This window comes from Cellulomonas sp. SLBN-39 (genome assembly GCF_006715865.1).
Classification (GTDB): Bacteria; Actinomycetota; Actinomycetes; order Actinomycetales; family Cellulomonadaceae; genus Cellulomonas.
Window position 1 is genome coordinate 3439915 of record NZ_VFOA01000001.1, and the last position, 22229, is coordinate 3462143.

Below are 22229 nucleotides of genomic sequence, written 5' to 3' on the forward strand. Positions count from 1 at the left end.
GCTCCGGGGGCCCTCGCCCCGTGAGGGGCGGGCGTCTTGCGTTATCGGCAAGGGGTGATGCCCGTCGAGCATCGCGGCGGCAGACTGAGTGCATGACGCACCAGCAGCAGACGCCCCCGCACCACGACACGCCCACCACCGGCGGCCACGGTCACCACCACGGCACCGGGGCGCCGGACGACGAGCTCGACGTGTTCGAGCCCGCCGGCTGGGAGATCCGGTACGCGGGCGACGCACCCGTCTGGAGCGGCGAGCCGAACCCCCAGCTCGTCACCGTCGCCTCCGGTCTCGGCCGCCCGGGCACGGCGCTCGACCTCGGCTGCGGCGAGGGCGGGGACGTGGTCTGGCTGGCGCGCCAGGGCTGGCGGGTCACGGGCGCCGACTTCTCCGCGAACGGCCTCGCGCGGGCCGCGCGGCACGCCGCCGACGCCGGTGTCGCCGACCGGGTCGACTGGTGGCAGGTCGACGCCCGGACGTTCGCGGCAGGCGGCCGGTCCTTCGACCTGGTCACGTCGCACTACCTGCACCCCGCGGCCGGGGGGATCGTCGACGTCGTGCGCCGTCTGTGCGAGGCGGTCGCCCCGGGCGGGCACCTGCTCGTCGTGGGTCATGCGCCGACGGACGAGCTCGCGGGGGTGAGCCAGCTCCGCCGGGCGGCGATGTTCGAGGCGACCGACCTCGTGCCCGCGCTGCCTGACGACGTCGAGGTGCTGGCCGCCGAGCGCCGCCCCCGGACCGTCGTCCGTGACGGGGTGCGTCGGGACATCCAGGACGCCGTCCTGGTCGCACGCCGGGGGCCCGAGCGCCCCTGACGGTGCCAGCGGCGCCGCCCTCAGCGACGGTGCTGCGGCCCGGTGGGCGCGTCGCGGACCCGAGGGCGGGGCGCCACGACGACGAGGGGGCCGGGAGCGAACGCTCCCGGCCCCCTCGTGCGCACCTCAGTCCTTGGCCTCGGGCGACGTGTCGGGACCGACCGGTGCGGTGCCCGCGGTGGCGGCGGCCGGTGGAGCTTCCGACGGAGCAGCCTCCGCGGCAGCGTGCGCCGCCGTGCCCGCCTCGGCGTCCGCGCGGGCGGCGTCCACGTCGGTCGCGAGCGTGCCGAGGTAGAGCTCGATCACCTTGGGGTCGGTCATGAGCTCGCGGCCCGGGCCGGAGTACGCGTTGCGTCCCTGGTCGAGGACGTACGCCCGGTCGCAGATCTGCAGGGCACGGCGGGCGTTCTGCTCGACGATGATGACCGAGACACCCGCCTTGTTGATGCGGCGGGTCCGCAGGAACGCCTCGTCCTGGCGGACGGGGGACAGGCCCGCGGACGGCTCGTCCAGCAGCAGCACCGACGGCTCGGGCATGAGCGCCCGGGCCATCGCGACCATCTGGCGCTCACCGCCCGAGAGTGCGCCCGCACGCTGCTTGCGGCGCTTGACCAGCTCGGGGAACAGGTGCAGCACGACCTCGAGGCGCTCGGAGAACTTCGCGGGCGTCTGGTAGACGCCCATCTGCAGGTTCTCCTCGATCGTCAGGCTCGGGAACACGTTGTTCGTCTGGGGGACGAAGCCCACGCCCTTGTGCACGAGCGCGTCGGCCCGCATGTTCGTGATCTCCTCGCCCCCGAGGGTCAGCCGGCCCTCGCGGATGTTCACGAGGCCGAACAGGGCCTTGAGCAGCGTCGACTTGCCGGCGCCGTTGGGGCCGATGATCCCGACGAGCTCGCCGGGGTGCAGCACGAGCGAGCACCCGTTGAGGATGTTGACGCCGGGCAGGTAGCCCGCGACGAGGTCGTCGGCGTGCAGCAGCGGCTCGCCCGCAGGCGCTCCGCGGTGCAGGGCGGGTGCAGTGGTCTCGGTCACGGCTTCGTCTCCTCGGCCTGCGCCTCGGCCTCGGCCTCGGCGTCGATGGTGCCGCCCTCGACGAGCAGCGCGTCGTCGCCCAGGTCGGTGTCGTGGTGGGCGCCCAGGTAGGCGTCGATGACGGCCTGGTCGGCCATGACCTCCGCCGGAGGGCCCTCGGCGACGACCTGCCCCTGGGCCATGACGACGACCCAGTCGGAGATGTGCCGGACCATGTGCATGTCGTGCTCGACGAACAGCACGCTCGTGCCGTGGTCGCGCAGGTCGGTGATGTGCCCGAGCAGCGACTGCGTGAGGGCCGGGTTGACCCCGGCCATCGGCTCGTCCAGCATCACCAGGGCCGGGTCGGACATGAGCGCGCGCGCCATCTCCAGGAGCTTGCGCTGCCCGCCCGAGAGCGAGCCGGCGAAGTCGTCCTTCTTGGCGTCGAGCTTGAACCGCTCGAGCAGCGACATCGCCTTGTCGGTGATCTCCCGCTCCCGCGGCGACCACAGCGGCTTGACGAGCGCCGTGAAGAGGTTCTCGCCGGGCTGGTCCCGGGCGCCCAGGCGCATGTTCTCCAGGACGGTCATGCGCGAGAGCGCCTTGGTCAGCTGGAAGGTGCGGACCATGCCGGCCGTGGCGACCCGGGACGCGGCGACGCCGGCGAGCGGTGTGCCGTCGAAGACCCAGGTGCCGGCGTCGGGCTTGTCGAACCCGGTCATGAGGTTGAAGAACGTCGTCTTGCCGGCGCCGTTGGGGCCGATGAGCGCGGTGATGACGTTCTTCTGCACCTCGAGGTGCGCCACGTCGACGGCGTTGACGCCGCCGAAGCTGCGGCGGACGCCGTCGGCGACGAGCACGGCGTCGGGCTTGACCGCGCCCGGGACGCGCTCGACGTGGGCGAGGTCGCGGCGGGCCTGGTCGACGACGTCCTTAATGGGCATTGATCGCCAGCTCCTTCTTGTCGCCCAGGATGCCCTGGGGCCGGAACACGATGAGCAGCATGAGCGTCAGCCCGACGAGGATCCACCCGATCTGCTCGATCTGCTGCACGGAGAGGACGTCGCCGGGGACGACGCCGCGCAGGAACCCGCGCACGAAGATCAGCGAGCCCCAGAACAGCAGCGAGCCGAGGACCGGGCCGAAGACCGTCGCGGCACCGCCGAGCAGCAGGATCGTCCAGGTGTTGAACGTGACCGGCCGGCCGAGCGAGTCGGCCTGCACCGAGCTGGCCAGGACGAACACGATGCCGCCGAGGGCGCCGAAGACGCCGCCGAGGACGAGGGCCTGGAGCTTGTAGGAGTACACGTTCTTGCCGAGCGCACGGACCGCGTCCTCGTCCTCGCGCACACCCTTGAGCACGCGGCCCCACGGGCTGCGCATGAGGCGCCAGACGAGCAGGCACGCGAGGGCCACCACGAGCCACCCGACGATCCGCAGCCACCAGCTGTTGGAGGTGTTGGTCGCCAGCGTGATCGGTCCGAGGGCCCAGCGGTCGTCGGGGAACGGCGACGCGTCCTGGAAGGTGCCCTTGAAGGAGTTGCCGGTCAGGCCCTCGGAGCCGCCGGTGATGTCCGTCAGCGCCGTCGAGCGGCCGATCATGCGGATGATCTCGGCGGCGGCGATCGTGACGATGGCGAGGTAGTCGCCCCGCAGCTTCAGGGTCGGCAGGCCCAGCAGCAGCGCGAAGAGCACCGCCACGACCACCGCGACCACGAACGCGAGCCACAGGGGTGCGCCCGCGATCGTCGAGATCGCGAAGCCGTAGGCGCCCAGCAGCATGAAGCCTGCCTGGCCCATGTTGATCAGCCCGGTGAGGCCGAAGTGGATGTTCAGACCGATGGCGGCGAGGGCGTACGCGATCGCGGTCGGCCCCGTCATCTCGGTGAGCACGTTGGTGAGCAGCTGCCCGAAGTCCATGGTTTCCGACCTCCCGCTAGCCGATGCGCTCGGCGCGCCCGAGGATGCCCTGCGGCCGCAGCAGCAGGACGAGGATGAGGATCACGAGCGCGCTGGCGTACCGCATGTCGCTGGGCAGCACGAGCGTGGACAGCTCCACGACCAGGCCGATGACGACGGCCCCGAGGACCGCGCCGAGCGGGGAGCCGAGACCCCCCAGCGTGATCGCCGCGAACATGAGCAGCAGCAGCGTCGACCCGAAGTTGAACCGCGTCGAGTTCAGGTACAGCGCGAGCAGGACCCCGCCGAGCGAGGCCAGGGCGGCCGAGACCACCCAGACGCCGCTGATGATCGACTCCACCCGGATGCCGGTCGCGGCGGCGAGGGCCGGGTTGTCGCTGACGGCCCGCGTCGCACGGCCCAGCCGGGTGCGCGACAGCGTGAACGCCACGACGGCCAGCGCCACGACGGCGATCGCCACCGAGATCATCGACTGCGCCGAGATCTGCACGGGCCCGATCTGGATGCGCGCGGAGATGCCCGAGACGATCGGCGTCGGCTGCGCCCCGAAGATGAACAGGAACGTCGACAGCCCCGCCAGGGCGAGACCGATCGTCACGATCATCTGCTGCGTGACCCCGACGCCGCGGCGGCGCAGCGGGGCGAAGATGATCGCGTTGAGCAGCCAGCCCGCGAGGGCGCCGGCCGCGGTCGCGACGACGATCGCCAGCCACAGCGGCAGCTCCCAGCGCTGCACCGCGACGAAGGCCATCATCCCGCCGAGGGTGACGAGCTCGCCGTGCGCGAAGTTCGACAGCCCGGTGGTGCCGTAGATCAGGTTCGCGCCGAGCGACGCGAGAGCCAGCAGCAGGCCGAAGACGAGACCGGCGAGGACGAGCTGGGCGACCCGGTTGGTGCCGCGCGTCGCACCCGCCTCGGCGCCGGTGCCGGTCTCGGGGGCGGCGGTGGCGTCGTCGGCGGGGCTCTCGCCGTCCGCGGGCGCGGTGGTCGGCGAGGCCGCGACGTCGGACGGGTCGACGGCCTGGAAGATGCGTCCGGCGGAACGGCCCAGCTCGACGGTCACCGTCGCGGGGTTCGCGGCGGGGTCCCGCAGCGTGGTGCCCGCGGGGAGCGTGGCCTCGTCCACCTCGACGACGTAGTCACCCGCGGCGGTGACGGGCACGCTCGCGCGGCCGGCCTCGTCGGTCGTGGCCTCGACGGTCGTGCCGTCGCCCTCGACGGTGAGGCCGACGTCGGCCGCCGGGCCCGTCCCGGGGACGGTGACGGTGATGTTGAGGCACGCGGTGGTGTCGTCAGGGGTGCACGCGGTGGCGGCGGCTCGCGCGGGGACGCCGGCGACGAGCGTCGCCAGGGTCAGCAGGAGGGTCGCCAGCAGGGCCGCCCCTCCCCGTCGCACGAGGGCTGGCCGGTCCGGGCATGCGACTGCTCGCACGAGGGACCTCCGTCCTTGGTGGTGGGCAGGTGCGCCGGGGCGCTGGGTCGTGGTGGGCCTGACGCCCGCCGGGTGGCAGACGATAGGGAGGGATTGTGTCCTGTTCATTACGTCCTGACGAGACCCCGCGCCGTCCGGACCGGCGCCGCGGTGCAGGCGTGGTGGACGCCCGGGACTCTCGACCGTGGGACTAGGCAGGGGCGTGCGGGTGCGCCATGATCGGGACGGGACGCGTCCGGGGGGAGCTGGTCCCGTCCGGCTGGTCCACCCCGTCAGGAGGCCCCCCGTGCGCTCTGGTGCGCGAGTCCGTCCGCTCACCCGGACCGACCTCGACCCCGTCGTCGACCTGTGCCTGCGGGCCCGTGCGGAGCTGGGCGTGGGGCGCCAGCTGTGCACCGACGACCGCGACCGCCTGCGCGAGCAGATCGGTGCGCTGCTCGGCCTCGACGGTGCGACGGTGCTCGTGGCGACGCTCGACGAGGAGCCCGCGGGCGTCCTGCTCGGGCGCCTGGTCGGCCCCGGGCCCTTCACCGACGCCGTGGTCCTCAACCTCGAGGCGCTCTACGTCCGGCCGGACGCGCGACGGCGCGGGCTCGGGCACGCGCTGCTGGTCGCGGCCGCCGACGCCGCGGGGCGGGCGGGTGCGGACGAGGTCTTCGCCTCCCCGCTGCCCGGTGCGCGCGGCATGCACCGGTTCCTCGCACGCCTGGGCTTCGCGCCGGCGGCCGCCCACCGGGTCGTGCCCACGGCCGTGCTGCAGCGGCGCCTCGCGCACGACACGGGGTCCGCGGCCGTGCGGCGACCCGCGGCCCGGGGGATCGAGGACCTTCTCGAGCGCCGGCGCCGCGCCCGCGCCGCCGAGGCCGCTCAGCCGGTCGCGTCGACGAGCATGCAGGTCAGCCGTGCCGTGCACAGCCGCCGGCCGTCCGCGTCCTCGACGACCACCTGGTAGGTCGCCAGGCTCCGGCCCAGGTGCAGCGCCGTCGCGGTGCCGCGCACGGTCCCTGCCCGGGCCGACCGGTGGTGCGTCGCGCTCAGCTCGACGCCGACGGCGGCGCGCCCCGCCCCGGCGTGGACCTGCGCGGCGTAGGAGCCCAGCGTCTCGGCCAGCACGGCCGACGCGCCGCCGTGCAGCAGGCCGTACGGCTGGGTGTTGCCCTCGACCGGCATCGACCCGCGGGCCTCCCGTGCGTCGACGTGGTCGATCGTGATCTGCATGCGTTCGATGAGCGTGCCGGCCACGGGCGGCATCGCGGCGGCGGTGCCCGGGGTGACGGGGTCCGGGGCGGGCGCGGCTGCGCCCCGACCGGTGGGAGCGGCGGCGGACGGTGCGCGGTCGGCGGTGTCAGGCATGGCAGATAGGTTGGCACCCGTGAGCGCCGTGCAGCCATCCGCCCCGTCGACGCCGACCTCGCAGGAGGGTGGCCCCGCCCCCCGCCTGCTCCTGATCGACGGCCACTCCATGGCCTACCGCGCCTTCTACGCGCTGCCCGTGGACAAGTTCGCCACGTCCTCGGGCCAGCCCACGAACGCCGTGTTCGGGTTCGTGTCGATGCTCGCGAACCTGCTCCGCGACGAGGAGCCCACGCACGTGGCCGTCGCGTTCGACGCCGGCCGCACGACCTTCCGCACCGAGCGGTACGCCGCGTACAAGGGCACGCGCGACGCGACGCCCGAGCCGTTCCGCGGGCAGGTCGACGTGGTCCGTCGGGTCCTGGAGACGATGCACGTCCAGGTCATCGACAAGCCCGGGTTCGAGGCGGACGACATCCTCGCCACGCTCGCCGGCCGCGCCGTCGCCCAGGGCATGCATGTGGCGATCTGCTCCGGCGACCGCGACGCGTTCCAGCTCGTGCGCCCCGAGGTCACGGTGCTCTACCCCGTCAAGGGCGTCTCCGAGCTCGCGCGCATGACGCCCGAGGCCGTCGAGGCGAAGTACGGCGTCCCGCCGCAGCGCTACCCCGACCTCGCGGCGCTCGTCGGGGAGTCCAGCGACAACCTGCCGGGCGTGCCCGGTGTCGGCCCGAAGACCGCCGCGAAGTGGATCGCCGCGCACGACGGGCTCGCGGGCGTCCTCGACGCGGCCGACCGCATCACCGGCAAGGCCGGGGAGTCGCTGCGCGCGCACCTCGACCAGGTCCGGCTGAACCGCGAGCTCAACCACCTCGTCGACTCCGTCGAGCTGCCGGTCGGCCCCGAGGACCTCGCCGTGCGGCCGTGGGACCGTGCCGCGCTGCACGCGATCCTCGACGAGCTCGAGTTCCGTGCCCTGCGCGACCGGCTGTTCGCGATGCTGCCCGACGACGGGCAGGAGGAGCGTGCCGCGACGGCAGCCGCGCTGGACGTCGTCGAGGTCGGCGCCGGTGGGCTGGCCGCGTGGCTCGACGCGCGCGGCACCGCCCTCGTCGGGGTCGACGTCCGGGGCACCGGGGCGCCGGCGCGGGGAGACGCGTGGGGCGTGGCGCTCGCCGACGGCAGCGGGCAGGCCGTCGCCTACGACCTCGCCGAGATCGACCCCGTCGACGAGGCGGCGCTCGCGGCGTGGCTCGCCGACCCGGCGCGGCCCAAGGCGGTGCACGCCGCCAAGACGGCCTGGCACGCGCTCGACGGCCGCGGCCTGACCCTCGCGGGCGTGGTGTTCGACACCGAGCTGGCCGCGTACCTGTGCCAGCCGGACCGGCGGGCCTACGACCTGGGCGACCTGGCGATCGGCTACCTGCACCGTGAGCTCGCGGCGGACGACGCGGCGTCGGCGGGGCAGGGGGCGCTCGACCTGGAGATGGACGGTGCCGACGAGGGGCGGCGCGCGGCGGTGCGTGCGGCGGCCGTGCGCGACCTCGTCGACGTGCTGTCCGCCGAGGTCGACGACCGGGGGGCGGGCGGGCTGCTGGCCGACCTGGAGCTGCCGCTGCAGGGGGTGCTCGAGCGCATGGAGCGGACGGGCATCGCGGTGGACCACGACCACCTGGTGGCGCTGGAGCGGACGTTCGACGGCCAGGTGCAGGCCGCCGCGGCGGACGCGTTCGCGGTGATCGGCCGCGAGGTGAACCTCGGCTCGCCCAAGCAGCTGCAGGAGGTCCTGTTCGACCAGCTGGGCATGCCGCGCACCAAGAAGATCAAGACGGGCTACACGACGGACGCCGCCGCGCTGACGGACCTGTTCGCCCGGACGCAGCACCCGTTCCTGGAGCACCTGCTCGCGCACCGCGACGCGATCCGGCTGCGGCAGACCGTGGAGGGTCTGCTGCGCTCGGTCACGCCGGCGGGTCGGATCCACACGACGTTCCAGCAGACCATCGCCGCGACGGGGCGCCTGTCGTCGGCCGACCCGAACCTGCAGAACATCCCGATCCGCACGGAGGCGGGCCGGCGCATCCGTCGGGCGTTCGTGGTGGGCGACGGCTACGAGACGCTGCTGACGGCCGACTACTCGCAGATCGAGATGCGGATCATGGCGCACCTGTCGGGCGACGTCGGCCTCGTGGAGGCGTTCCGCTCGGGGGAGGACCTGCACAGCTACGTGGGTTCGCGGGTGTTCGGCGTGCCGACGGACGAGGTCACGGCGGCGATGCGCTCGAAGATCAAGGCGATGAGCTACGGGCTGGCGTACGGCCTGTCGTCCTACGGCCTGTCGCAGCAGCTCGCGGTCGAGGTCTCCGAGGCGTCCGCGCTGATGGACGACTACTTCGCACGGTTCGGGGGCGTGCGCGACTACCTGACGGGCGTGGTCGACGAGGCCCGCGCGACGGGCTGGACGGCCACGATCCTGGGCCGTCGGCGCTACCTGCCGGACCTGACGAGCGACAACCGGCAGCGCCGGGACACCGCCGAGCGCATGGCGCTCAACGCGCCGATCCAGGGCAGTGCGGCCGACCTGGTCAAGGTGGCGATGCTGGGCGTGGACGCCGAGCTGACCCGCCGCGGCCTGTCGTCGCGGCTGCTGCTCCAGGTGCACGACGAGCTCGTGCTCGAGGTCGCGGCGGGCGAGCGCGAGGAGGTCGAGCAGCTCGTGCGCGAGCAGATGGCGCACGCGGGCGACGGGGCGCCCGACGGGCCGTTGTCGGTGCCGCTCGACGTGTCCGTCGGCGTCGGCGAGAGCTGGCACGCGGCCGGGCACTGAGCGAGCGAGGTCACTAACGCGGCTGACCACGGTGCGAATCGCAGAAACTCGGACGTTCTTCTGCGGCGCGGAATCTGGATTCCGTGGGTGATCTGCGCCACAGTAGGCCGCCTACGGTGGCAACGAGGCCGCCGGAGCAGCCCCGGAGGTGCTCGTGCCCGAGACCGCCCACCACGGCCCTGACGTCGTCGCCGAGACCGACTACCAACGCGTCCAGCGGTCGGCGGAGTTCGCCGACCTGCGCCGGCGCTTCCGCCGGTTCGTCTTCCCGCTGACCGCGTTCTTCCTCCTGTGGTACTTCACGTACGTGCTGCTGGCGAGCTACGCGCACGACGTCATGAGCCAGCGCGTCACCGGCACGATCACGGTGGGGCTGCTGCTCGGTCTCGGCCAGTTCGTCACGACGTTCGCGATCACGATGGGCTACGCCCGCTGGGCGAACAGGCGCCAGGACCCTGTCGCCGCGCGCCTGCGCGACCAGATCGAGCAGGGCACGGTCGGCGCGGCCGACGGGCAGGTGCGCGCATGAGCGCGGTGCGCGTCGCGGCCCCCGCCGCCCAGGTGGGTGACCCGGTCGTGAACATCGCGATCTTCGGCGCGTTCGTGCTGGTCACCCTCGTCATCGTGTTCCGCGCCTCCCGCAACAACCGCAGCGCCGCCGACTACTACGCGGCGGGCCGCTCGTTCACCGGTCCGCAGAACGGCACGGCGATCGCCGGCGACTACCTGTCCGCGGCGTCGTTCCTCGGCATCTGCGGCGCCATCGCGATCTACGGGTACGACGGGTTCCTCTACTCCATCGGCTTCCTCGTCGCGTGGCTGGTCGCGCTGCTGCTGGTCGCCGAGCTCCTGCGCAACACGGGCCGCTTCACCATGGCCGACGTCCTGTCGTTCCGGCTCCGGCAGCGCCCCGTGCGCATGGCCGCCGCGCTGTCGACCCTGGCTGTCGTCTTCTTCTACCTGCTCGCGCAGATGGCCGGGGCAGGCGGGCTGGTCGCGCTGCTGCTCGGCATCGAGGGCACGGCGGGGCAGGCGGTCGTGATCGCGGTCGTCGGCGCGCTGATGATCATGTACGTCCTCGTCGGCGGCATGAAGGGCACCACGTGGGTGCAGATCATCAAGGCGGTGCTGCTCATCGCGGGCGCCGGCGTCATGACGGTGTGGGTGCTCGCACGGCACGGGTTCGACCTGTCGGCGCTCCTCCAGGCCGCGATCGACACGGCGGGCGAGGGCGGGGAGTCCCTCGTGGAGCCCGGTCGGCAGTACGGCCTCTCGGGCCTGACGCAGCTGAACTTCCTGTCGCTGGCGCTCGCGCTCGTCCTCGGCACCGCGGGGCTCCCGCACGTGCTGATGCGGTTCTACACCGTGCCGTCGGCGCAGGAGGCGCGCCGGTCGGTGGTCTGGGCCATCTGGCTCATCGGCGTCTTCTACCTCTTCACCCTCGTGCTCGGGTACGGCGCGGGCGCGCTCGTCGGCCCCGAGGTCATCCTCGGCTCACCCGGCGGCGTCAACTCCGCCGCGCCCCTGCTGGCCTACGAGCTCGGCGGCGTGCTGCTGCTCGGCGTCATCTCGGCGGTCGCCTTCGCCACGATCCTCGCGGTCGTCGCCGGCCTGACGATCACGGCTGCGGCGTCGTTCGCGCACGACATCTACGCGTCGGTGATCAAGCGGGGCGAGGTCGCGCCCGACGGCGAGGTGCGGGTCGCGCGGATCACCGTGGTGGCGATCGGTGCGCTCGCGATCGTCGGCGGGATCTTCGCCAACGGGCAGAACGTGGCGTTCCTGGTGGCTCTGGCGTTCGCGGTGGCTGCGTCGGCGAACCTGCCGACGATCCTCTACTCGCTGTTCTGGCGCCGCTTCAACACGGCGGGGGCGCTGTGGAGCATGTACGGCGGGCTCGTCTCGTGCGTCGTCCTCATCGTCTTCTCCCCGGTCGTCTCGGGGAAGGTCGACCCGACGACGGGGGAGAGCCTGTCGATGATCCGCGACACGTCCGTCGACTTCTCGTGGTTCCCGCTGGAGAACCCCGGCATCGTGTCGATCCCGCTGGCGTTCCTCCTCGGGATCGTCGGCACCCTGCTCAGCAAGGAGACCGGCGACCCCGCACGGTTCGCGGAGATGGAGGTCCGGTCGCTGACCGGGGCCGGCGCGGAGAAGGCGACGGCCCACTGAGGGCGTGCGTGCTCAGCCGGCACGGCGGGTCACGAAGACCGCCGTGCCGGGCAGCAGCGCCCCGCGGACCGGGCCCCAGCCGCCCCACACCCGGTCGTGCCCGGCCGGCCACGGCGGCTCCACGAGGTCGTCCAGCACGAGGCCCGCGCCGGTGAGCTCACGGACGTGGTCGCCGAGCGTGCGGTGGTACTCCGCGTACAGCACCCGCCCGTCGGCGGCCTCCTCGACGTACGGCCGCCGGTCGAAGTACGAGCGCGCGGCCGTCAGCCCGCCGGTGCCCGGGTCGTCGGGGAACGCCCAGCGCACGGGGTGGGTCACCGCGAAGACCCACCGCCCGCCCGGGCGCAGCACGCGGGCGACCTCGGCGTGCACCCGGCCGGCGTCCGGCACGAAGGGCAGGGCGCCGAACGCGGTGAACGCCACGTCGAACGACGCGTCGGCGAACGGCAGGTGCCGGGCGTCGGCCTGGACCATCGGGGTGCGGCTCCCGCGACGGGCGTCGTACCCCGCGCCGGCGGCCAGCATGCCGCCCGACACGTCGGTCGCCACGGCGCGGGCACCGGCGGCCGTGAGCCACCGCGAGCACTGCGCGGCGCCCGCGCCGACCTCGAGCACCGTCGCGCCGCGCACGTCGCCGAGGAGGTGCGCGTCCGCCTCCCGCAGGCCCTCGGGGCACCAGACGAAGTCGTCCGGGCCCAGGAAGTCCCCGTGCTCGGCGAGGTACTCCTCGGCGTTGGCGTCCCACCAGCCGCGCGCCGCGCCGCCACCCTCCTCGGGGGCCACGTCGCGGTACCCGGCCCGTGCCAGTGCGTCGTCCACGGCCGCATCCTCCCAGGCCCGCGGTGCAGGGCGCGCGCGGGGCCGCGCCCCACGGTGCCGGCCTCGTGACCCCCGGGCGTGCCCCTGCCGGTCCGGGCGTCGGCCCGTGCGGTGCCCGTGAGCCGCCCGTGCGGCTGCGGTGAGCCCACCATGTGTCCACCATGTGAACAGTGCGTACTGGTACGTAACACGCCTGTGATGTGCTGCTCCACTCGCTGTGACGTTGGCTCTTTACGGTCGGGCGGGTTGCCCCGGCGCGGTCTGCTCCGCGCCCTGACGAGAGGTGCTGATCGATGAGGACCAGGTGGCAGACGGTCGCCGGCGGCGTCGCGGTGGGGCTCGTGCTCACCGGGTGCGCGGCGAGCGACCGCGACGCGGAGGAGGGCGCCACGGCGTCCGGAGGCCGGGACACGTTCATCTTCGCGGCGTCCTCGGACCCCGCGTCGCTCGACCCGGCGTTCGCGAGCGACGGTGAGTCGTTCCGCATCGCCCGGCAGATCTTCGAGGGCCTCGTCGGCGTCGAGCCCGGCACGGCCGACCCCGCCCCGCTCCTCGCGGAGTCCTGGGAGGTCAGCGAGGACGGGCTGGAGTACACGTTCGCCCTCAAGGAGGGCGTGACCTTCCACGACGGCACGGACTTCGACGCCGACGCCGTGTGCTTCAACTTCGACCGGTGGAACGGCTTCACCGGCGTGCTCCAGTCGGAGTCCCTGTCGTACTACTGGCAGAAGGTCAACGGCGGCTTCGCCGAGAGCGACGTCGAGACCCTCGACGGCACCGGCAAGTACGAGTCCTGCGAGGCGGTCGACCCCAGCACCGCCGTCGTCACGCTGCAGAGCCCGCTGCCCGAGCTCATCTCGGCGCTGTCCCTGCCCGCGTTCTCCATGCAGTCGCCCACCGCGCTCGAGGAGTACGACGCCGACGGCGTGACGGGCGAGGGCGACGCGCCGGTGCTGCCCGAGTACGCGACCGGCCACCCGACCGGCACCGGACCCTTCGTGTTCGAGTCGTGGAGCCCGGGCGAGGAGGTCGTCCTGTCGGCCAACGAGGAGTACTGGGGCGAGCAGGGCCAGGTCCGCCGGATCGTCTTCCCGATCATCGCCGACGCCACCGCCCGCCGGCAGGCGCTGCAGGCCGGCGACATCGACGGCTACGACCTGGTCGGCCCGGCCGACGTCGTCGCGCTCGCGGACGAGGGCTACGAGATCGTCAACCGCGACCCGTTCAACATCCTCTACCTGGGCATGAACCAGGCCAACCCGGACCTCGCGGACCTGCGGGTGCGGCAGGCGATCGCGCACGCGATCAACAAGGAGGCGCTCGTCGCGCAGACCCTCCCCGAGGGCACCGAGGTCGCGACCAACTTCGTCCCGCCCGTCGTGGCCGGCTGGAACGAGGACGTGACGACGTACGAGTACGACCCCGACAAGGCGCGCGAGCTCCTCGCCGAGGCCGGGAAGTCGGACCTGACGCTCGACTTCAACTACCCGACCAACGTCTCGCGGCCCTACATGCCGACCCCGGAGCAGGTGTTCACCGCGATCACGGCCGACCTCGAGGCCGTCGGCATCACGGTCAACCCCGTCCCGGACCCGTGGAACCCGGAGTACCTGGACAAGATCCAGGGCGGCGAGGACCACGGCCTGCACCTGCTGGGCTGGACCGGCGACTACAACGACACCTACAACTTCATCGGTGTCTTCTTCGGCGGCCCGTCGAACGAGTGGGGCTTCGAGAACGAGGACCTGTTCGCGGCCATCAACGACGCGCGGTACGTCGCCGACATCGACGAGCAGACCGCGGCGTACGAGGAGGCCAACGCGCAGATCCTCGACTTCCTGCCCGGCGTCCCGCTCGCCCACCCCGTGCCCTCGCTCGCGTTCGCGCCCTACGTCCAGGGGTACCCGGCGTCGCCGGTCCAGGACGAGGTCTACAACGTGATCACGTTCACGGACTGAGGAGCTGCACCACCCGATGACCCGACTGATCCTGCGGCGCCTGGCGCTGCTCGTCCCGACCCTGCTCGGGTTGTCGATCCTGCTGTTCCTGTGGGTGCGCGCTCTCCCCGGAGGGCCTGCCCAGGCCCTCCTGGGGGAGCGCGCCACCCCGGAGGCCGTGGAGCGGATCAACCAGCTCTACGGCTTCGACCGGCCCCTGCCCGAGCAGTACGTGACCTGGCTCGGCCAGCTGCTGCAGGGCAACTTCGGGGTCTCGACCCGCACGGGACGCCCCGTGCTCGACGAGTTCCTCCTGCGGTTCCCGGCGACGATCGAGCTCTCGCTCGTCGCCCTCCTGGTGGCGGTCGGCGTGGGCATCCCGCTCGGGTACCTCGCCGCCCGCCACCAGGGCCGGTCCGTCGACCACGTCGCCGTGGTCGTCTCCCTCCTGGGCGTGACCGTGCCGGTGTTCTTCCTCGCGTTCCTGCTCAAGTGGCTGTTCGCGGTGCAGCTCGGCTGGTTCCCGTCGTCCGGGCGCCAGGACCCCGCGATGATCGCGACGCACCCGACGGGCTTCTACGTGCTCGACGGGCTGCTGACGAGGGAGTGGGACGCGAGCTGGGACGCCTTCGTCCACCTCGTCCTGCCGGCGGTCGCCCTCGGATCGATCCCGCTGGCGATCATCGCCCGCATCACCCGCGCGTCCGTCATCGACGTGCAGCACGCCGACTACGTGCGCACCGCACGGGCCAAGGGCATGCGCCCGGACCACGTGCGCGGCCGCGTGATCCTGCACAACGCCATGCTCCCGGTGTCCACGACGATCGGTCTGCAGGTCGGCCTGCTCCTGTCGGGGGCCGTGCTGACCGAGACCGTGTTCGCCTACCCCGGGATCGGCAAGTTCCTGTCCGACGCCATCTTCTCGCTCGACTACGCGGTGCTGCAGGGGTTCATCCTGCTGATCGCCGTGGTCTACGCGATGGTGAACCTGCTCGTCGACGTGTCGTACGGGCTGATCGACCCGAGGATGAGGGCCCGATGAGCGCACCCGAGGTCTACGAGGTCCCGCAGGACACCCCCGGCTCGCCCGGGGACGGCCTCGCCGAGGACCGCCGCGCGGGCGAGGCGCTGTGGCGCGTCGCGGCCCGGCGCCTGGTCCGCAACCCCGGCGCGCTCGTCGGCGCCGCGATCGTCCTGGTGTTCGTGCTCGTCGCGCTGCTCGCACCCGTGCTGGCCCCCTACGCCCCGGGCGAGCTGCCCGGCCGGGCCGACGTGCGCCCCACGTTCATCCCCGGCCCCTCGGCCGAGCACCCCCTGGGCCTCGACCGCTACGGCGCCGACCTGCTGTCCCAGCTGATCTGGGGTGCGCGGGCGTCGCTGCTCATCGGCGTGCTGTCCACGCTGCTCGGGCTGGCCGGCGGCATGGTCGTCGGCCTGCTCGCGGGGGCGTTCGGCGGCTGGGTCGACTCGGCCGCGATGCGCCTGGTCGACCTCATGCTGGCCGTCCCCAGCCTGCTGCTCGCGGTCTCGATCGCCGCCGTCGCCGGACCGTCGCCCTCGTCGGTCGTGCTCGCCATCGGCGTCGTGCAGGTCCCCGTCTTCGCCCGGCTCCTGCGCGGGTCGATGCTCGCCCAGCGCGGCCAGGACTACGTGCTGGCCGCACGGTCGCTCGGGCTGTCCCGGCGCACGGTGACGATGAGCCACATCCTGCCCAACTCCGTCTCGCCGGTGATCGTCCAGGCCACGCTCCTGCTCGCGACCGCCGTCATCGAGGCCGCCGCGCTGTCGTTCCTCGGCCTGGGCGGCGGGTCGCCGACGACCGCCGAGTGGGGCCGCATGCTGGTCGCCGCGCAGAACGAGCTCGAGATCGCACCGCGCCTGGCCCTGTGGCCCGGCATCTGCATCTCCGTCACGGCCCTCGGCTTCACCCTGTTCGGCGAGGCGCTGCGCGAAGCCCTCGACCCCCGCTCCCGGAGGCGCTGACCCGTGACCACGCAGACCACGCCGTTGCTGAGCATCCGTGACCTCGAGGTCACCTTCCGCACCGACGCCGGCCCGACCGTCGCCGTGCGCGGCGTCTCGTTCGACGTGCACGCCGGCGAGACCGTCGCGGTGGTGGGGGAGTCCGGGTCGGGCAAGTCCACCTCCGCCGCGGCCGTCATGGGCCTGCTCGCCGACAACGGCCGGGTCACGGGAGGGCAGATCACCTTCGACGGCCAGGACCTGACGACGCTGTCGCCCGCGGCCATGCACCGGCTGCGCGGGTCGCAGATCGGCCTCGTGCCGCAGGACCCCATGTCGAACCTCAACCCCGTGCGCCGCGTCGGTCACCAGGTCGACGAGGCCCTCGTCGACAACGGGGTGCTCAGCGGCCGGGGTGTGCGCGCGCGCACCGTCGAGCTGCTCGGCGAGGCGGGGCTGCCCGACGCCGAGCGTCGGGCCCAGCAGTACCCCCACGAGTTCTCCGGCGGCATGCGCCAGCGGGCCCTCATCGCGATGGGCCTGGCCGCGCGCCCGCAGCTGCTGGTCGCGGACGAGCCCACGTCGGCGCTCGACGTGACCGTGCAGCGCACGATCCTGGACAACCTCACCGCGCTGACCGACCGGCTCGGGATCGCGGTGCTGCTCATCACGCACGACCTGGGCCTGGCCGCCGAGCGGGCCGACCGCGTGGTGGTCATGTACCGCGGCGAGGTCGTCGAGCAGGGGCCGGCCCGCACGCTGCTGAGCGACCCGCAGCACGAGTACACGCGCCGCCTCATCGCGGCCGCGCCGTCGCTGGCGTCCCGGCGGATCGACCTCGCGCACGCCGGGGCGCCCGTGCAGGCGTCGACGACCGCGTCCCCGCCCGCGGCGGACGTCGGCACGGAGGAGCCCGCCACCGCGGCGGCGCCGACCGGGGCGGCCGCGGCCGACGGGACGGCTGCCGACCACATCGTCGAGGTCGAGGACGTCAGCAAGGTGTTCCGCCTGCGCGGGCGCGGCCTGCTCGGGCGCGGCACCGACCTGCGCGCGGTCGACGACGTGAGCTTCGTCGTCCCGCGCGGGACGACGGTCGCGGTGGTGGGGGAGTCCGGCTCGGGCAAGTCCACCGTGGCGCGCATGATGCTCGGGCTGCTCGAGCCGACGTCCGGCACGATCCGCTTCGACGGCGAGGACGTCGCGGGCCGCGACCGTGCGGGCGAGCTCGCGCTGCGCCGCCGCGTGCAGCCGATCTTCCAGGACCCGTACGCCTCCCTCGACCCGCTGTTCACGATCTACCGGACCATCGAGGAGCCGCTGCGCGCCCACGGGCTCGGTGACCACGCCGCCCGCCGGGCCCGCGTGCGCGAGCTCCTCGAGCAGGTCGCGCTCCCGGCCGAGCTGCTGCGCCGGTACCCTGCCGAGCTGTCCGGCGGGCAGCGGCAGCGGGTCGCGATCGCGCGTGCCCTCGCGCTGGAGCCCGAGCTGGTCGTGTGCGACGAGGCCGTCTCGGCGCTCGACGTGATCGTCCAGGCGCAGATCCTGGGCCTGCTCGCGGACCTGCAGGACCGGCTCGGCCTGTCGTACCTGTTCATCAGCCATGACCTGGCGGTGGTGCGGCAGATCGCCGACCACGTCGTGGTGATGCAGCAGGGCGCGGTCGTCGAGCAGGGCTCGGCGGACGACGTCTTCGACCGGCCGGCCACCGACTACACCCGCATGCTGATCGACGCGATCCCCGGCCGCGGGCTGGAGCTGGGCCGGTCCGCCTGATCCGCGGGGCAGGTGGGGGCACCTGACCAGGACCGAAGGCGCACCCGGCCGGTCCGCGGCGTCAGTAGGCTGGTCGCGACGCGCACGGTGGCGCGTCGCACCCCCCACCACGAACGAGGAGCTACCAGCGTGCGAGTCGGACTGCTCACCGGCGGCGGCGACGTCCCGGGACTGAACGCCGCGATCCGTGCCGTCGTCAAGCGGGGCGAGGGCGACCACGGGCACTCGATCATCGGGTTCCGCAACGGCTGGAAGGGCGTCGTCGACGGCGACGTCATGCCGCTCACGCGCCAGCACATCCGCAACGTGCTGGCCACGGGCGGGACGCTGCTCGGCACCGCCCGGTACCACCCCCACGCGGACGACGGCGGCATGGACGCCGTGCTCGCGACGCTCGAGGCCGAGCGCATCGAGGCCCTCATCTGCATCGGCGGCGACGGCACCCTCAAGGCGGCCAGCCGCATCGCCGAGGCCGGCGTCCGGATCGTCGGCATCCCCAAGACGATCGACAACGACGTGTGGGGAACGGACCGCTCCATCGGCTTCGACACCGCGGTGACCATCGCGACCGAGGCCATCGACCGGATCCACACGACGGCCGAGTCGCACAACCGCGTCATGGTCGTCGAGGTCATGGGCCGCAGCGCCGGCTGGATCGCGGTGACGTCGGGCATCGCCGGCGGTGCGGAGCTCGTGCTCGCGCCCGAGGCGCCGTTCGACATCACCCGTGTGGAGAAGTTCCTCAAGCACCGGCACCGTGCGCACGCGAGCTTCTCGATCGTCGTCGTCGCCGAGGGCGCGGTGCCCGCGGAGGGCACGGCCATGCACTACGAGACCCAGGTCGGCCAGTTCGGCGAGATCGTCGCCGGGGCGATCGGCGAGCGGCTCAAGGGCGAGATCGAGCGGCGCACCGGCTTCGACACCCGTGTCACCGTCCTCGGGCACACCCAGCGCGGCGGCACGCCCACCGCGGCGGACCGCATCCTGGCGTCCCGGTTCGGGGTCGCGGCGATCGACGCGATCAACGCGGGCCGGTCGGACGTGATGACCGCGATCCGCGGCGAGCGGATCGAGCTCGTCGAGCTGCAGGAGGTCGCCGGGAAGGTGCAGCACGTGCCCGACGACCTGCTCATGGTGGCCGGTGCGCTCGCCTGATCGCGCACCTGCTCCTCGCTTTGCCTGCGCACCGCCGACCCGTTAGGGTTGACGGCGGTGCCGCGCGCCTTCGTCCTGGTCGGATCCGTGCAGCGACCGGTCGCGGAGCGGCCCTCGACCTCGGTCGCGGACCGCGCCCCCGGACCCCACGGACCGCCCGCCCGGCGGTCGTCGGCACCAGCACCACCCATCCCTGTCCGCACGACGCCCTGTCCGCATCGGAGCCCACCACTACATGAGCATCTCCACCCCCGCGAAGCCCGCCACGCCGCAGGTCGCGGTGAACGACATCGGCACGGCGGAGGACCTCCTCGCCGCGATCGACGCCACCATCAAGTACTTCAACGACGGCGACATCGTCGAAGGCACCATCGTCAAGGTGGACCGCGACGAGGTCCTCCTCGACATCGGCTACAAGACCGAGGGCGTCATCCCGTCCCGTGAGCTGTCGATCAAGCACGACGTCGACCCCGGCGAGGTCGTCCAGGTCGGTGACCAGGTCGAGGCCCTCGTCCTCCAGAAGGAGGACAAGGAAGGCCGCCTGATCCTGTCCAAGAAGCGGGCGCAGTACGAGCGCGCGTGGGGCACGATCGAGAAGATCAAGGAGGAGGACGGCGTCGTCACCGGCACCGTCATCGAGGTCGTCAAGGGCGGCCTCATCCTCGACATCGGTCTGCGCGGCTTCCTGCCCGCCTCGCTCGTCGAGATGCGTCGTGTCCGCGACCTCCAGCCGTACGTCGGCAAGGAGATCGAGGCGAAGATCATCGAGCTCGACAAGAACCGCAACAACGTCGTGCTCTCGCGGCGTGCGTGGCTCGAGCAGACGCAGTCCGAGGTCCGCTCCACCTTCCTGCAGACGCTGCAGAAGGGCCAGGTGCGCCCCGGTGTCGTGTCCTCGATCGTCAACTTCGGTGCGTTCGTGGACCTCGGCGGCGTCGACGGCCTCGTGCACGTGTCCGAGCTGTCCTGGAAGCACATCGACCACCCCTCCGAGGTCGTCGAGGTCGGCCAGGAGGTCACGGTCGAGGTTCTCGAGGTCGACTTCGACCGCGAGCGGGTCTCCCTGTCGCTGAAGGCGACGCAGGAGGACCCGTGGCAGGCGTTCGCCCGGACCCACGCGATCGGCCAGGTCGTGCCGGGCAAGGTCACCAAGCTCGTCCCGTTCGGTGCGTTCGTGCGCGTCGAGGACGGCATCGAGGGCCTCGTGCACATCTCGGAGCTGGCCGTGCGCCACGTCGAGATCCCCGAGCAGGTCGTCCAGGTCGGCGACGACGTCTTCGTCAAGGTCATCGACATCGACCTCGAGCGCCGTCGCATCTCGCTGTCGCTGAAGCAGGCGAACGAGGGCTTCGACCCCGAGTCCGACGACTTCGACCCCGCGCTGTACGGCATGGCGGCGGAGTACGACGACCAGGGGAACTACAAGTACCCCGAGGGCTTCGACCCGACCACCAACGAGTGGCTCGAGGGCTACGAGACCCAGCGCGAGACGTGGGAGGCCCAGTACGCGGCCGCGCACGAGCGCTGGGAGGCGCACCGCAAGCAGGTGTCGGACGCCGCGCGCGCCGACGCCGAGGCGTCGAACGAGCCCGCCGCCGCTGCGGTCAGCAGCAGCAGCGTGCCGTCGACGTACTCCTCGTCCACGGACGAGGCGACCGGCACGCTGGCCTCGGACGAGGCTCTCGCCGCGCTGCGCGAGAAGCTCACGGGCGCCTGAGCCCGGCGGCGCGCGCGCCGCACCGAGCAGCATCGACGGCCGGTCACCCTCGGGTGGCCGGCCGTCGGCGTCCCCGGCCGCGGGCCGGCCCAGCGGTCGCGGCCCCGCGCACCCTGCGGGCAGGATGGGGCCATGCAGAGGATCGGGCTCACGGGCGGCATCGCGGCCGGCAAGTCGGTGGCCGCTCGACGGTTCGCCGAGCACGGGGCGGTCGTGATCGACGCCGACGAGCTGGCCCGCACCGCGGCGGCGCCCGGGTCCGCCGGGCTCGACGCGGTGACCGAGGCGTTCGGTGCCGGGGTCCTCGCCGCTGACGGGTCCCTGGACCGCCCTGCCCTGGCCGCGGTCGTGTTCGCCGACGCCGCTGCCCGGGCACGCCTCGACGCGATCGTCCACCCGGTGGTGCGGCGCCTGGCCGCCGAGCGGGAGGCAGCCGCCGCCACGCTCGACGCGGGCGCGGTCGTCGTCCACGACATCCCGCTGCTCGTCGAGACGGGTCAGGCCGACGACTTCCACGTGGTGGTCGTGGTCGACGCCCCCGCGCTGCTGCGCGTCGAGCGGCTCGTCCGGCTGCGGGGCATGACCCGCCAGGACGCCGAGGCGCGCGTCGCGGCCCAGGCGGACGACGCGGCCCGGCTGGCTGCCGCGGACGTGGTCCTCGACGGCAGCGGCAGCGAGGACGTGCTGCGCGCGCAGGTCGACGTCCTGTGGCTGCGGCTGGCGGCGGAGCGCGACGCCGAGCTCGCGGCGGACACCCCCTGACGCTGCGACCCGCCCGGTCGCTACGATCGCCCTCGTCCGCCGGTCGGGTGAACCCGCCGTCGGACACGAAGGCGAGGGCTGCGTGCACCCGATGCAACGGTCGGGTGCGTGTCCCTCGGACCCTGCCCGGTCGACGACGACCGGGCTCCACGTGGGGGTACCTGTCGGAGGAGAGCGATGACGCTGGACGGGGACGGCTCGCACGGGTGGGAGCTGCGCCCGCTGCAGTCGAAGGCGTCGGTCTCGGTGGCGACCGCGACGTTGTCGGCGACACGGGTGCTCGAGATCGCGGCCAAGGCGGGGACGGGCGTCGAGGACGACTCGGGCTGGTTGAAGGTGGGCGAGCGCACCGCCGGTCAGGTGGAGTTCGTGGTGAAGGACCTCACGCGGACGGAGGACAGGGCGACGCTGCAGTTCGTCGTCGCGATCGAACGGTCGGTGGGGAGGGTGACGGCACGCTCGGCCATCACGCGGTTCGAGATGCGGTCGGGGCTGTCCTCGCTCGTGCCGGTCGCGCGGCGCAAGATCGTGGGCTTCAGCGTCTACCGCGCGTTCATGGACGCGTTCGTGGACGCCGTGCACGCCGAGGACCCGGGCTGCCGCGTGTCGTTCAGCGGCGACTGAGCCGCCG

At 73.1% G+C, this 22229-nt stretch carries 19 protein-coding genes; 13 read left to right on the top strand and 6 right to left on the bottom strand.

The genetic code is table 11. The features are described 5' to 3' along the window. Positions 1–92 precede the first annotated feature (92 nt). Positions 93–812: a bifunctional 2-polyprenyl-6-hydroxyphenol methylase/3-demethylubiquinol 3-O-methyltransferase UbiG gene (locus tag FBY24_RS15675; RefSeq protein WP_142162008.1), complete on the top strand. Its 720-nt coding sequence runs from the start codon at positions 93–95 to the stop codon at positions 810–812. A gap of 126 nt (positions 813–938) precedes the next feature. On the opposite strand, the gene FBY24_RS15680 is transcribed toward FBY24_RS15675, so the two are convergent. From FBY24_RS15680 to FBY24_RS15695, 4 genes are read right to left on the bottom strand one after another with little or no spacing between them, the layout of a single operon-like run. Continuing rightward, positions 939–1847, bottom strand: coding sequence for an ABC transporter ATP-binding protein (locus tag FBY24_RS15680; protein ID WP_255432434.1), 909 nt, complete (start codon positions 1845–1847; stop codon positions 939–941). Next, the gene (locus tag FBY24_RS15685) at positions 1844–2773 is read right to left on the bottom strand and encodes an ABC transporter ATP-binding protein (protein ID WP_142162010.1); all 930 of its coding nucleotides are present in this window, start codon (positions 2771–2773) and stop codon (positions 1844–1846) included. Before FBY24_RS15685 ends, FBY24_RS15680 begins: the two co-directional genes overlap by 4 nt. Next, a complete protein-coding gene (locus FBY24_RS15690; protein WP_142162012.1) occupies positions 2763–3749 on the bottom strand; it encodes a branched-chain amino acid ABC transporter permease in 987 nt (328 codons plus the stop codon). The genes FBY24_RS15685 and FBY24_RS15690 overlap by 11 nt, the downstream gene beginning before the upstream one ends. A gap of 16 nt (positions 3750–3765) precedes the next feature. After that, entirely contained in the window at positions 3766–5145 is a 1380-nt protein-coding gene (locus tag FBY24_RS15695; RefSeq protein ID WP_255432435.1) for a branched-chain amino acid ABC transporter permease, read from the bottom strand. Positions 5146–5467: 322 nt separating this feature from the next. Here FBY24_RS15695 and FBY24_RS15700 point away from each other — a divergent pair, with 322 nt between their 5' ends. Continuing rightward, the gene (locus FBY24_RS15700; RefSeq protein ID WP_142162017.1) at positions 5468–6133 is read left to right on the top strand and encodes a GNAT family N-acetyltransferase; all 666 of its coding nucleotides are present in this window, start codon (positions 5468–5470) and stop codon (positions 6131–6133) included. On the opposite strand, the gene FBY24_RS15705 is transcribed toward FBY24_RS15700, so the two are convergent. After that, positions 6049–6432 (bottom strand): hotdog fold thioesterase, encoded by a 384-nt coding sequence (locus FBY24_RS15705; protein WP_140459200.1) that lies wholly within the window; start codon positions 6430–6432, stop codon positions 6049–6051. The two genes, FBY24_RS15700 and FBY24_RS15705, sit on opposite strands and share 85 nt — an antisense overlap. A 100-nt stretch (positions 6433–6532) precedes the next feature. On the opposite strand from FBY24_RS15705, the gene polA reads away from it, so the two are divergent. The 3 genes from polA (at position 6533) to FBY24_RS15720 (ending at position 11473) form a co-directional block, all read left to right on the top strand. After that, positions 6533–9301, top strand: a complete 2769-nt coding sequence (gene polA, locus FBY24_RS15710; RefSeq protein WP_142162019.1) for a DNA polymerase I — start codon at positions 6533–6535, stop codon at positions 9299–9301. A 154-nt stretch (positions 9302–9455) separates the two neighbouring features. Then, on the top strand, positions 9456–9830 hold the full coding sequence (locus tag FBY24_RS15715) for a DUF485 domain-containing protein (protein ID WP_142162021.1): 375 nt from the start codon (positions 9456–9458) through the stop codon (positions 9828–9830). Next, positions 9827–11473 carry a cation acetate symporter gene (locus FBY24_RS15720; RefSeq protein ID WP_142162023.1) on the top strand — a complete coding sequence of 549 codons (1647 nt, stop codon included), beginning with the start codon at positions 9827–9829 and terminating at the stop codon, positions 11471–11473. Before FBY24_RS15715 ends, FBY24_RS15720 begins: the two co-directional genes overlap by 4 nt. 12 nt (positions 11474–11485) lie before the next feature. Here FBY24_RS15720 and FBY24_RS15725 read toward each other — a convergent pair whose 3' ends face one another. Continuing rightward, a complete protein-coding gene (locus FBY24_RS15725) occupies positions 11486–12292 on the bottom strand; it encodes a class I SAM-dependent methyltransferase (protein ID WP_142162025.1) in 807 nt (268 codons plus the stop codon). Positions 12293–12585: 293 nt separating this feature from the next. Here FBY24_RS15725 and FBY24_RS15730 point away from each other — a divergent pair, with 293 nt between their 5' ends. The 8 genes from FBY24_RS15730 to FBY24_RS15765 all read left to right on the top strand — a co-directional run bounded on the left by FBY24_RS15730 (position 12586) and on the right by FBY24_RS15765 (position 22222). After that, entirely contained in the window at positions 12586–14250 is a 1665-nt protein-coding gene (locus tag FBY24_RS15730; RefSeq protein WP_142162027.1) for an ABC transporter substrate-binding protein, read from the top strand. A gap of 16 nt (positions 14251–14266) precedes the next feature. Next, positions 14267–15271 carry an ABC transporter permease gene (locus FBY24_RS15735; protein ID WP_140458867.1) on the top strand — a complete coding sequence of 335 codons (1005 nt, stop codon included), beginning with the start codon at positions 14267–14269 and terminating at the stop codon, positions 15269–15271. Next, on the top strand, positions 15268–16212 hold the full coding sequence (locus tag FBY24_RS15740; RefSeq protein WP_142162029.1) for an ABC transporter permease: 945 nt from the start codon (positions 15268–15270) through the stop codon (positions 16210–16212). Before FBY24_RS15735 ends, FBY24_RS15740 begins: the two co-directional genes overlap by 4 nt. Before the next feature lie 3 nt (positions 16213–16215). Beyond that, on the top strand, positions 16216–17964 hold the full coding sequence (locus tag FBY24_RS15745; RefSeq protein WP_142162031.1) for an ABC transporter ATP-binding protein: 1749 nt from the start codon (positions 16216–16218) through the stop codon (positions 17962–17964). A gap of 129 nt (positions 17965–18093) precedes the next feature. Beyond that, positions 18094–19119 carry a 6-phosphofructokinase gene (locus tag FBY24_RS15750; protein WP_140458870.1) on the top strand — a complete coding sequence of 342 codons (1026 nt, stop codon included), beginning with the start codon at positions 18094–18096 and terminating at the stop codon, positions 19117–19119. A 235-nt stretch (positions 19120–19354) separates the two neighbouring features. Then, on the top strand, positions 19355–20836 hold the full coding sequence (gene rpsA, locus FBY24_RS15755) for a 30S ribosomal protein S1 (protein WP_142162033.1): 1482 nt from the start codon (positions 19355–19357) through the stop codon (positions 20834–20836). A 132-nt stretch (positions 20837–20968) separates the two neighbouring features. Next, a complete protein-coding gene (gene coaE, locus FBY24_RS15760; protein WP_142162035.1) occupies positions 20969–21598 on the top strand; it encodes a dephospho-CoA kinase in 630 nt (209 codons plus the stop codon). Between the two features lie 177 nt (positions 21599–21775). Beyond that, complete coding sequence (locus FBY24_RS15765) at positions 21776–22222, top strand: hypothetical protein (protein WP_142162037.1); 447 nt, start codon at positions 21776–21778, stop codon at positions 22220–22222. The last annotated feature ends 7 nt before the right edge of the window (positions 22223–22229 follow it).